A 12,556-nucleotide genomic window follows, 5' to 3' on the forward strand; every position below is an offset into this window, starting at 1 on the left:
TTATCACCTCAAAAAACGGAACGTATCAGTGAAAAGAAGGTCACCTTAGCCATATAATACGCTGATTTTAATGGGGTAATAGAAGATTTTCCACCTTGACGGGCCTTCATTTCAACTTTAATTTCTTTTATTTTGTATTTTTTTTGCGCGAGCTGAACGAGCACTTCCACTTCAGGATAATCTATTGGGTAGGAATGAGAAAATTCCTTTATAACATTCCGATTTACAATACGATAACCAGAAGTCGGATCTGTTATTTTAATTCCAGATAATAGACGGAGCATCATATAAAAATAATAAATTCCAAACCTTCTAAAATGACTACCACGGTACCCTGTCTTTTCAACAAAACGTGAACCAATAACCATATCAAAATCATTAAATTGTATTTCTTCATATAAATTTGTTAAATCCTCAGGATCATGTTGTCCATCAGCATCTAATTGGATAGCATAAGCATATCCTTTTTCCAAAGCATATTTATAGCCAGTTTGCATTGCTCCACCAATTCCCATATTTACTGGGAGATTTAAATGATGGAACTGGTTGGAGGTTAGAATTTCTTTTGTATTGTCCAACGACCCATCATTAATCACAATATAATCAAAAGTTGAAGTGTTAACGAGTCTATTAATTGTCTGACTAATTGAATCTTCTTCATTATATGCTGGTATAATGACAAGAACATTTGAGTTCATTTCTTAATTCCTTCCTTCAAAAAATCTTCTCATAGTATACCACATATACTACAAACTCATTTCTAACTTTAACTCGTATAAATAAGTTTAATCTCCCTTAAATCCTTCTTAATTAAATTTTACATAGGTTAACATGCACATTTTTATTCTTTGAAAAGATTCTTCTTTATTTTTAAATAAATTGGGCGATATAGAATATAAGCACAATAGTTATTTCACTAAAATTTAGGAGGATAAGAACTTTGGGAAAGGTGTTTAAACGGGGATTAATTGGACTTGTCACTTTATTATTATGGTTTGCTCATAATAGTGTAATTGTAGGAGCTGCAACATTTTCAGATGTAAGCGATACATACCGTGCGAAAGAAGAAATAGAATACCTAGTTTCAAAAGGCATTATTTCAGGATTTTCAGATGGATCATTTCGTCCAAACCAAGGTGTTAACCGAGCTGAAACGGCTGTAATGATAGGTAAAGCTTTAAAGTTAAATGGCATAAAAAGAAATACTAATTTTTCTGATGTAAGTAGTTCAAGCTTTGCTTCAGGTTATATTCAATCTGCAGTAGAGGAGGGAATTATTACTGGGTATGGAGATGGAACATTTCGACCAGGAAAAACTGTTACTCGTAGTGAAATGTCGATTCTTCTTGCTAGAGCATTTATGTTAACCAAAACTAGTGATACGATAAATTTCAATGACGTTTATCCTAGCAGTGCAGCGTATACTTCAATTAATAAAATCACAACAGCTGGTATTTCAACAGGCTACGCTAATGGAACATTTCGTCCGAGCACTATTACAAATAGAGCTGATTTTTCTGTCTTCTTAGCAAGAAGCTTAAATTCAGAATTTCGTGTGGACAATAACAAAAGAGTCATCGCAGAAGAAATAGTAAATGTAAACGGACTTAACGTTAGAACTGGACCTGGGACAAGTTATGCAAGTAAAGGAAAAGTTAACCTTGGATACCGAGTAAGTGTATATAAGTATACTGGCACCTGGGCACTAATCAATTATAAAGGTCTAGAAGGTTATGTTCATCAAGACTACATTAATCCTCCTATAGCTGATATGAGCAAAAAGATAATAGTAATTGATGCAGGACATGGTGGAACTGATTCTGGTGCGGTAGGAAATGGATTATTAGAAAAAAATATTAACTTAGACACCACTTTACGGTTAGAAAAACATTTGAAAGCTGCTGGAGTGAAAGTAGTTACAACCCGTAAAACAGATGTCTTCATTGAACTACCAAACCGTGTCAAGATTGCGAAAGATAATAAAGGCGAAATGTTTATTAGCATACATGTGAACTCTGGAGGAGGGCACGGTACAGAAACTTATTACTATGGAAGTGCTGGTGCACCAGGTACTTCTCATATACAGAAAAGCAAAAAGCTTTCTGAACTAATTCAAAAACGTATGGTGAGTATGCTTGGAACTACGAATCGTGGTGTTAAAGAAGGAAACTTCCATGTTTTAAGAGAGAATGGTATGACGAGTACCCTAGTTGAATTAGGATTTATTGATAATAGCTCAGATGCAAGAAAACTTGGTTCTGCTGCTTGGAGAGAAAAGGCTTCCCAAGCTATCTATCTTGGAATTCTTGATTTTTATAAACTGTATTAATTTATATGTAAAAACCCCTCTAAAGTACTAGAGGGATTTTTAAATTTATGAGAAAATTAGAGAAGTGTAAAAATCTTGAAAATTAGATAAGTTTAGGATGGGAGATAAGAATGTGTTTAAAAAAGGAATCTTGTTTTTTAGTTTGCTACTAGTATTTAATTTATTGGTTTTTCCGGAAAATGGATACGCCAAGGAAGAGAAAATACGAGTAATTATTACATTTCAGAAAAAAATTGATGAAGCAGTTGTATACCGAATGCAAGGTGAATTGCATCATAAATTTACCGATATTTCAATAGCTACAGCAACTGTACCAAAAAGGGTTATACCGTTATTAAAATCTTTACCTGGAGTAGAATCCGTAAAAGAAGAAATTCAATTTGAAAAGGCTTCTGAAACGGTCAAACAACCAATTAGATGGTCAGTTAAAAAAGTAAATGGTGCACAAACCCTTGAAAAAGGACTTACTGGTAAAGGCATCAAAGTGGCAGTCCTTGATACTGGTATTTCCATAGATCATGAAGATTTAAAGGTAGCAGGTGGTATTTCAACAGTTGAAGATCATAAGTCGTATGACGATGATAATGGTCATGGGACACACGTTGCTGGAATTATTGGGGCTCAGAATAATGGAATAGGTGCTTTAGGAGTTGCACCAGATTCAGAATTATATGCAGTAAAAGTATTGAATAGTGAAGGATTTGGAGGTGAAGGAGAAATTGCTGCGGGTATTAAATGGGCAATAGATAACAAGATGGACATCATTAACATGAGTCTTTCGAGTCCTAGATATTCTAAAGTTATAGAGAATTATATCAATATCGCAGCAGACAAAGGGATAATAGTTGTTGCAGCTGCTGGAAACTCTGGTACACCAGATGGTTTACAAAACACGATTGAATATCCAGCTAAATTAGAAAAAACAATTGCTGTTGGCGCTATTGATAAATTTGATAAGAGAGGTTATTTTTCATCATCTGGTAAAGAGCTTGATGTGGTTGCACCTGGTGTTGATGTTTATAGCACATTCTGGCAAGATGGAAAGAATAGTTATATGGTAGAAAGTGGAACATCTATGGCTGCACCATATGTTGCTGGAACTTTGGCAGTGTATAAACAAAAGAATCCTGATGATAACTTAAAAGAGGTTCTTATGAGAAATACCATAGATTTAGGTGTATCTGGAAAAGATAACTTATACGGTAATGGACTTGTTCAAACTGAAAGAGACTCAGTGGCTCCAACAATTCCAAGAAATCAAATTGTTTCTCATATCGGACATGGAGATATTTCTTTGAAATGGAAAGCTTCTACAGAGGAGGTAGCTCTTAAAGGTTATGAGATTTACCGAGATGGAAAAAAGGTGAAGTTTCTTAGCGGATTAAGTTATCATGATTATCTAACTAACGGATCTTATTCATATCAAATTAGAGCGATTGATAAAGCGGGGAATAAATCTGATTTCACTTCAACTGTTAAAGCAACAGTATCTGGTATGAATCTTCGAGATGTTTCGAATAATGACTGGTATGCGCCTCATGTCATTTATTTATCTAGTAAATCTATAGTTTCTGGATATGCAGACATTGGATTTAGTGCTGGTAGAAACGTAAAACGTTCTGAGGCTATTTCCATGATAGGAAGAGCTATTGGTTTAAATGGAACAAAAAGAAAAACCAGTTTTTCAGATGTGAACCAAAGCAGTTTCGCTTCTGGATATATTCAATCAGCCTTTGAAGCTGGTATTGTTTCTGGAAATGGTGATGGTAATTTTCACCCTGAAAAAAATATTTCCAGAGCAGAAATGGCAATAATGCTTTCGAAAGCCTATAAGTTAAAAACTGTAAGTAATGTTAGTTTTACAGATGTAAATAAAAGTATGGCAGCTTATCAATCTATTAACTTAGTAGAAACGAATGGTATCACCTCTGGTTATAGTGATGGAACTTTCCGTCCATATTCGAAAGTAACTCGTGGACAATTTGCTGTTTTTACAGCAAGAGCTAACAACAAACAGTTTAGATTAGAAAAATGATCACATAAAAAGGATGGCTCTAAGCCATCCTTTTTATGTGGACATTTCTACAAAATAATACAAAAAATATTAAACTAGGATAATAATACCTGGATATATATAGTATTTTATGTTAATTTAAAGTGGAATTTGTAAAAATAGGGGGAATGATGGAAGATGAAAGGCAACTTTAAAAAAACACAAATAGGGGTGTTGGTATTCTGCTTGCTGTTACCTTTTTTTGTGTGGAGCAACTCGGTCAATGCAAATGAACAGTCAGCCATTCAAATAGTAAACGTTGCTCATGATGAAGAAACTGTAATTTCAGTAGATAAACTATTTTCTATTTTAATAGATAATAAACAAACTGAATCAAAATTAGTTATCTCTAATAAAAGTGAAAATCTTTATGAAAAGATTATTCCGCTTGGATACATTGAAAAAATCCAGCAATGGGATTATAACAATAAGAAATATGTTGTTGTAGAATATCGTATTTCTGGTTCCGGATCGATTCTTACTTTTGATATTTTCTCATTTGATACATCGGGCTATAAACACCTATTCCAATCAAATGAATACGACCATGGTAACCTAGTATTTAATGAAGGGAATCAATTTACTGTTTCTTTCCCTAAATACAAAACAGGAGACTCTATGGCAATGCCATCTCTCCTTGTCGAAGAAAGCTATGCAATCGATAACGATAATCAAGTCATTTTAAACAAAGAAATCGAAAAAGAATATAGAAATAATACGTTTAGTACACAGGCTACAGGGCCTTATAAGGACCCTTCACCGGAAGTCATTAACAAATATTTAACTGATGCAGCAAAAGCTAATGGAGTTCCTCCTGAGGTATTTAAAGCTATTGTTTGGCAGGAGAGTAACTGGAGACAGTTTAATGCATCCGGTTATCCATTAATTGGTTATGACGGAAGAGGTTTGGGAATCACTCAAGTTACATATCCTCAATCATACTTAGATCAAAGACCTGGACTTGAGGAAAGGTTAAAAACGGACACTCAATTTAATATTAGTGAAGGTATAAAGATACTTAAAGAAAAGTGGAATATGTCATATATACCTAAAATTAATGATAACTCTCCAGAAGAAATTGAACATTGGTATTTTGCTATTCTAGCTTATAATGGCTACTCTTTGAAAAATGACCCTAGATTAACAGAATCCGAAAGACTTCTGTATAATTATCCGAAAAAGGCATATCAGAATTCTATATATGAACATATGACAGATGTTAAAGGCCAATTAAATGTCACTCCTTTTCCAATAAATCAATTAGTTATTAATTATAGCGTTAATAAACCTACATTAATGGATTTTTCAGCAAAAAAACAATATGATATCCCAGGACCTTTTACAACTACAAAGCATTCATTTACTTTTGGAAATGTCCTTGCAACTCGAGCTGAAGGAGTTTCTTTAAGATCAAGCGCTACTTCTGACTCTGAAAGAAAGAGATACTTGCTTCGTGGCGAATCAGTTGAGTTAACCGGTGGAATTCAATTTGCTCCTGATAAACTACAACATTTTGGCTGGTATCCCGTTAAGACGCAAGATGGAAATGTAGGATATGTCCCTTCAAGTTATCTGAGGAATCGCGAAGGGTTTTTGAAAGTATTCCCAGACTTAAATACAACTTCTAGAGGTTATAAAGAGGTAGCGACACTTGTAGAGAATAATGTAATAAGCGGGTATTCAGATGCTACTTTTAGACCCGATCAGGCTTTATCTCGATTAGAAGCTGCAATTTTATTCGTAAAAGAGTTAGGCTTAGACACAACAAATGTAACTAACCCGAACTTCAAAGACATTAGTACCAGCAACAAGTTTTATCCGTATGTCGCTGCGGTTCAAAATGCTGGTATTTTCTTAGGAGATGGAAAAGGTAACTTTAATGGAACTCAAAAATTAACGCGTGGTGAAATGGCAGCTGGAATTGTAAGGGCTTATGATTTTGTAGATCGAAAAGCTACTCCGTTTACTGATATTTCAGGAACTGTGTTTAAACCATCCATAGAATCTATTTATACTTACAAGGTTACTAGCGGCATATCAGAAACACTCTATGCACCAAGAAAAGAAATTTCACGTAGAGATTTTTCAATATTCCTTTTTAGATCAACAATAACAACGCCATAAATAAATGTGAAAAGACCAGTTTAGTAGACTGGTCTTTTTTATATTGTGACACCTTCCGATGTAACATAACTGTAATCTAATCGGTTATATATACATGCTAAACTGGTGAATGTGAACAAAACACCAAATTTCGACTTTAAATACAAAAAATAGAATTTTAAAATTAGGAAGGAGTTAAAATTATTTGAAGAAAGTAGTAGTAGTTTTTATTGTTTCTTTTTTTCTCTTAGCTTTTCAAGTACCAGATACAAAAGCTCAATCTACTAGAGAAAAAATAGTATCAATCGCCAAGAAATACCAAGGAGTGAATTACAAGTGGGGTGGTGTTTCTCCATCCACTGGCTTTGATTGTTCAGGTTATACACAGTATGTTTTTAAAGAGGCGGGGCTAAAGCTCCCTAGAACTGCAGATGATCAATTTGCACAAGGAAAATCAGTTCCAATAAATAAACTTCAACCTGGAGATTTAGTATTTTATAAAAATACATATCCTTCTAATGGCATTACACATGTAGGTATATACATAGGAAATAATGATTTTATAAGTGCAACAAGTAGTTATGGGATTAAAGTGAATCCGTTGGACAATGTATACTGGTCTAAATACTATTATGCAGCAAAAAGGATAATAGAAGATGATGAACAAACAATAAATCAAATTGCTCCAACACTACCTATTGGACAATTTTATGATGTTCCAGAAAGTTATTTCGCTCATAATGCTATTGCAGAATTAAGTAAGAAAGGTATTATTTCTGGTTATACAGGATCCGTTTTCAAACCAGGACTGACTATTACAAGAGGTCAAGCTGCAATAATGCTTAATAAAGAGCTGCAGCTTCCAGCAACAACTGAATTAAAGTTCGATGATGTAAGTCCCAGCTCTGCCGCTGCATATCATATTGCAGCAATAGAAAGAGCAGGTGTAGTTACAGGTTATAAAGACGGAACTTTCCGTCCCAATGAACCAATTACAAGAGGTCAGATGGCGATAATCTTAACAAAAGCTTATAAGTTACAAAACTATGAAGCACAAGCATTCAAGCAGTTTAATGACGTTCCGACTTCATTTCCAACTTTTACAGAAATCCATGCTTTAAGAGCTCACGATATTACACAAGGATATCAAGACAATACATTTCGTCCGAGTGGAAAAACGACAAGAGCAGAATTTTCAGCTTTCCTTTATCGAACTATAAACTAATGTTTTGACCTGCAACGAATCATTGCAGGTTTTCTTTTATTTATAACACGTTGTTTAAAGAAAGTTTTCTTTCAGTGTAATTATGGCTATAATCATTGAAGAGATAAGAAAGGTGGTTCTCGATGTTAAACATATTAAAAAGAAAAGTCAGAGAGATAAAATTAAATAAAATGAAAGGTAAGTTTGGAGAACTTGGAGAAAATGTGGTATTTCACACAGACTCAAGGTTCGGAAATCCAGAAAAAATGAAAATTTCATCCCATGTATACATTGGACCTGAAGCATATATCTCTGCAAGAGGCGGAGTTGAGATTGCGGAAGGCGTCATCATTGGACCGAGGCTAACGGTTTTAACATCAAATCATCGCTATGATCAAGCAACGATGTTGCCATACGACGGCGATGTATATTTAAAAGCTGTAAAAATCGAAAAAAATGTGTGGGTGGGTGCACATGTTTTAATTTGCCCAGGAGTAACAGTTGGTGAAGGTGCGATTATTGCCATGGGATCTGTTGTGACTAAAAATGTACCTCCATATAGCGTAGTAGGCGGAAATCCTGCAAAAGTCATTAAAACTCGTGATATTGAACAGTATAAAGATCTTGACGCTAATGGACAGATTTATATGAAGTTGAAGAAAGAGAATAAGGTAATTATCAACTATATATAACAAAATGGCAGTTGCCCCAAAGTCGAGGGCAACTGCCATTTTTTATTTTTTCTTCACAATTCTAATAACACGATAAAAACCTTCACGGTTAAACAAATAACTTCCTATTATATAGAACAAAATTCCAAGTGGTACGAGGATTAAAAGTTGCCAAAGGGAATATAGTGATTCAATATCTGTTGTGTATTGGATTAATAGCAACGGTACAGCCATAAAAGCACTAGGGATAATGACCTTTAAACACATCAAGAGCACACGCCTCGTTTCTTCCTTCGGAAAATCCTTGTACAACGCCATAAATGAGAAGAACAAGAAGTAGAAGGAAACAAGAGAGCTGGTCATTGCAAGGCCAGGGTATCCTAACCTGTCCACAAGTAGCGAATTAAGCAGTATGTTCAGCAAAACAGTTGTAATACTGATTCGCATGATGACCTTCGTTTTTTCCAGAGCATACATTGATTTTGCAACGATATAATGCAGTCCTTGAACGACCATTAGCGGCAGGTAGTTTACTAAAGCAAGGTATGTGTTAGCGGTATCCTGTGAATTGAACTCACCGCGCTCGTAAATAAATGAAAGTGCAGGCATACCGACAATATATAACCCTACTGCGATTGGAACGAGAGAGATAAAGCTTAGCTCAAGCCCCATAAAAACTGTATTCTGAAACTTCTTACGGTCGTTTACTTGCTCAGCAAGTAGTGTGAAAATAATTGTTGCAATTGTAGTCGCATAAATAGTGTTCGGTATACTTACAAGCAGTGAAGCATTGTTTAAGTACGTAACAGCTCCTTCCACAGTACCTGAAGCGAAAATCTTGTTAATAAACATATTGATTTGCCCTACAATCGTATTTAAGAAGGAAGGCAGTAGCAAAACAAGTAAGGTTTTACGAAATTCTGGCTCGATTTGAAGAGTAGGCTGCCAGGGAAAACCGCTTTTTGACAAATAAAAGTACTGCAGCAATCCTCCTAAAATCGTACCTGTAATAAATCCGTATGCCAAACTGTTAATGCCCATCTGTTCTGAAAAAAGAAGAGCAAAAATGGCTCCAGTTAATGTTGCAAGCAAACGTGAGATTTGTGCAGGCACAAAAATTCTGCGAGCTTGCAGGTAGGATTCTAAGATTCCGTTTAACGCAATGGCACTTAAAAATAGGAAAAAGAATTGAGTAACATCAACTGCTGTTTTCTCAGTCACATCGTTCATTTCCGGAAACATAAGAGGAAGGAAGTAAGGGACAAAGAAGTACAGAGCGAGCGTTAATCCGAAAAACCATGTTACAGTCTGATTCATTACACCAATAGCATTTTTCTCTGTTTCTTCAGGTCGTTCTTTTCTGTTCTTTACATACATCGGAAGAAATACATTATTGAAGCCACCTGAGATCATTGCAACAACTAATGTAATGAACGAAAATGAAATTAAATATCCATCTGTATAGTGGTTAGCCCCAAATTGCATGGCCATGACACTTTCACGAAGAAAGCCGGAAAATTTAAGGACGAGAGATAACAAAGTAATAATAATAGCAGTCTTTTTAAGTTTAGACATGTTATGTTCACCTTCGCTTCTTGTAAAACAGCAGTAAGGCACATTGCCCTACTGCTGTATTTTACTTCTGATTCAAAGCTTCTAAATAAATTGCTTCATATTTTTCTGCAGCTGCTAAATGAGAGTACTCTTGCTCTATTTTAGTACGAGCTTTTGTAGCAAATGTTTCACTTAAATCTTTATTACTAAACAGTTGTAAAATCGCATCTGTTAATTCTTCTACATTTTTCTCTTCAGTAAGGAAACCATCTACATTATTGTCTACAATTTCTTTTAAGCCCCCAACTGCGCTTGCTACTAGCGGAGCACCTGAACCCATAGCTTCTAGAGCTGAGATAGAAGTGGCTTCTTCAACTCCTGCAGAATATACCGATGGTACGAGAACAATATCAGTCAAGGCATAGTACTCCTTCATCGTACCATGTGCAATCGCTCCAAGCAGGCTGACGTTCTTTTCAAGGTTATTCTCTGCAACAAATTTCTTTATCGTGCCCATTTCTTCACCGCTTCCTGCATAAATGAGAAGAGCATCGGGGAATTGTTTTACTACTTCTTTTAATGCCATCGCAGGATAGATGACTCCATTCTTTTTGGTAAGTCGACGAGGTATAAATATGACTTTTGCGTTCTCTGAAACATGATGTTTCTTGCGGAAAGTCATCTTGTTACTAGAATCGGGTTTAAAGCTGTCAATATCAATAAAATTCTTGATAGCTGTCGCAGTTATTCCAGCTTGATCGGCAACGTAATTTTTAATACGTTGATCAACTGTGATTACTTTTCGTGTCGTTTTAAATGCTTTGATTTCCATTTGTTGAAGATACTGAGCTTCTTTGCTGTGTTCTTCAACAGAACCTTTGCTCACAGCTTCAAATGCCATGTAACCATGAACCGTCGAAACAACTGGAACACCTGATTCAAGGGACGCAAAAGTTGCGTATGTATCTTGAGCATTAATGATGTCATAAGAGCGTGTTTTCACTTTCTCTTTAATCAACTCAGCAAGTAGTTTTTGACGAGCATTTCTACTCCAGATGATACCTTTGCCTTTTGTAACTTTATTAATTAAAAAACTTGGTCCTTGTGCCATGAGTTTTACTTTTACTGGACTTGCATCAGAAATTGAGACTACATCCACATGGTGTCCTCGTGCTTCAAGGCCGGCTTTTAATGTTGTAACATGGGTGGAAAGACCGCCAGCGTGAGGATAATCAAAAACAGTAGTTAATAGAATGTTCATTATTTCCTCCAAAAAATATCAAGAGAGATCTATGAAAACCTCTCTTGAAAGTTTATTAATGTATTATTTTACAAAGTATTCTCTAAGAAGATCTACGTTTCGGATAGCTTCACTTCGAAGTTCGTTAGCATTTTGTGAAACTGCAGTTGAAAATTGATTATGATTATCAAGAATCTCTTTAGCATTGTTCACTAGCTTGATTGTATCAACTTCTTCTAAACGAAAAGAGTAATCCCACATGCCACTTCTTTTAAGCAGGCTTTCTACTTTCTTATCATAGCTAATGCCGATATGTGGAACACCTTTCAATGTGGCGAAAATTAACGAGTGAAGTCTCATACCTATTGTAAGGCGGCTTCTACCAATAAAATCGAGATACTGATTTGGAGTAAAGTTACCATCTAAAACATGGACTTTGTTTTTATTTTTCATTTTTTCAATGACTAGGTTTGATGCTTTTACATCATGATGGCCTTCCATAGGTACAAAGACAGGAATGACATCCTTCTCTTCCAAAAGACGATCTAATATATCTGCCATTTCTGAATAGTGTTCAGTTCGTCCAAACCAAGGACGCACTGAAACAGAGACAACACGCTTCATATCCTCTTCTGAAAGTGGAAGACTATCAAGACATGCTCGATCTTCTTTAGGTACAAAACCAAACACAATATCAGAAGTAACAATTGATTTCGGTCGAATTACACCTAATTTGTGCAGCAACTCCTTGGAGTATTCATCGCGCACTGTTATAAGATCAGCAAGGTTGGCAAATACTTTCATTAGAAGTTTGCCGTATTTTGTGTTAACCGGTCCAATTCCCTGTGAAAAGAACATAACCTTAGTTCCACATAGTTTTGCCAGTAATACGATAAGCAGATAGTAAGGTAATGGACCAAAGATAATTTTAGTCGGATAGGTATCTTGTAGTAGACCGCCACCACCACTAATAAGCAAATCTGCTTTTCGAAGGGCACGGATTTTTTCTTTGTTCTCGTGACGCCAACCTCTGTAAACGCTTTTAACGTTGTGAGTTTTGGCAGTTTCTATAGGTGAAAGTGAAAATACGGTTATCTCGGGATTATCAAGTTCTGCTCTGAGGTTATCTACAATGGATTCTAAAATAGCCTCATCACCAGTATTCCCAAGGCCGTAGAACCCTGATATAACAACTTTCAAAAGAAAAAAGCCTCCTTTAAATAGACAATATAGACAATTGACTTAAGTTATATTATCATTGTTATCAATTTGATGCAATTCGTTACGAGACCAAGCATGGTTTGGTTATTAATTGACGTTTGTGTATATATTGAATATCCTTTTAGAGTGCAAAATATAATTATTAACTTTCGAATTAGTTGATAGAAGGGAAGGCCATATA

The 12,556-nt window shown here is 35.3% G+C and carries 8 protein-coding genes and 1 pseudogene; 5 read left to right on the forward strand and 4 right to left on the reverse strand.

Annotation, left to right across the window (positions count from 1 at the left end; genetic code table 11):
- Positions 1-8: 8 nt before the first annotated feature.
- The gene (locus ACOZ9X_RS00760; protein WP_423416609.1) at positions 9-698 is read right to left on the reverse strand and encodes a glycosyltransferase family 2 protein; all 690 of its coding nucleotides are present in this window, start codon (positions 696-698) and stop codon (positions 9-11) included.
- A gap of 251 nt (positions 699-949) precedes the next feature.
- On the opposite strand from ACOZ9X_RS00760, the gene ACOZ9X_RS00765 reads away from it, so the two are divergent.
- From ACOZ9X_RS00765 to ACOZ9X_RS00785, 5 genes and pseudogenes are all read left to right on the forward strand, one after another.
- The gene (locus ACOZ9X_RS00765) at positions 950-2,329 is read left to right on the forward strand and encodes an N-acetylmuramoyl-L-alanine amidase (RefSeq protein ID WP_423418194.1); all 1,380 of its coding nucleotides are present in this window, start codon (positions 950-952) and stop codon (positions 2,327-2,329) included.
- 112 nt (positions 2,330-2,441) lie between these two features.
- Entirely contained in the window at positions 2,442-4,364 is a 1,923-nt protein-coding gene (locus ACOZ9X_RS00770; RefSeq protein WP_423416610.1) for a S8 family serine peptidase, read from the forward strand.
- A gap of 156 nt (positions 4,365-4,520) precedes the next feature.
- Positions 4,521-6,506 carry an S-layer homology domain-containing protein gene (locus ACOZ9X_RS00775; protein ID WP_423416611.1) on the forward strand — a complete coding sequence of 662 codons (1,986 nt, stop codon included), beginning with the start codon at positions 4,521-4,523 and terminating at the stop codon, positions 6,504-6,506.
- 184 nt (positions 6,507-6,690) lie between these two features.
- Positions 6,691-7,710, forward strand: a complete 1,020-nt coding sequence (locus tag ACOZ9X_RS00780) for an S-layer homology domain-containing protein (protein WP_423416612.1) — start codon at positions 6,691-6,693, stop codon at positions 7,708-7,710.
- 386 nt (positions 7,711-8,096) lie between these two features.
- Positions 8,097-8,291 (forward strand): annotated as a pseudogene (locus ACOZ9X_RS00785) (DapH/DapD/GlmU-related protein); the annotation flags it as partial.
- A gap of 132 nt (positions 8,292-8,423) precedes the next feature.
- Here the strand turns inward: ACOZ9X_RS00785 and murJ are convergent.
- From murJ to csaB, 3 genes are all read right to left on the reverse strand, one after another.
- Positions 8,424-9,935 (reverse strand): murein biosynthesis integral membrane protein MurJ, encoded by a 1,512-nt coding sequence (gene murJ / locus ACOZ9X_RS00790; protein WP_423416613.1) that lies wholly within the window; start codon positions 9,933-9,935, stop codon positions 8,424-8,426.
- Between the two features lie 61 nt (positions 9,936-9,996).
- Positions 9,997-11,175 (reverse strand): glycosyltransferase family 4 protein, encoded by a 1,179-nt coding sequence (locus ACOZ9X_RS00795; RefSeq protein ID WP_423416614.1) that lies wholly within the window; start codon positions 11,173-11,175, stop codon positions 9,997-9,999.
- A 63-nt stretch (positions 11,176-11,238) separates the two neighbouring features.
- Entirely contained in the window at positions 11,239-12,354 is a 1,116-nt protein-coding gene (gene csaB / locus ACOZ9X_RS00800; protein WP_423416615.1) for a polysaccharide pyruvyl transferase CsaB, read from the reverse strand.
- Positions 12,355-12,556: the final 202 nt, after the last annotated feature.

The organism is Fictibacillus nanhaiensis, from assembly GCF_049537595.1.
Lineage (GTDB): Bacteria > Bacillota > Bacilli > Bacillales > Fictibacillaceae > Fictibacillus > Fictibacillus nanhaiensis_F.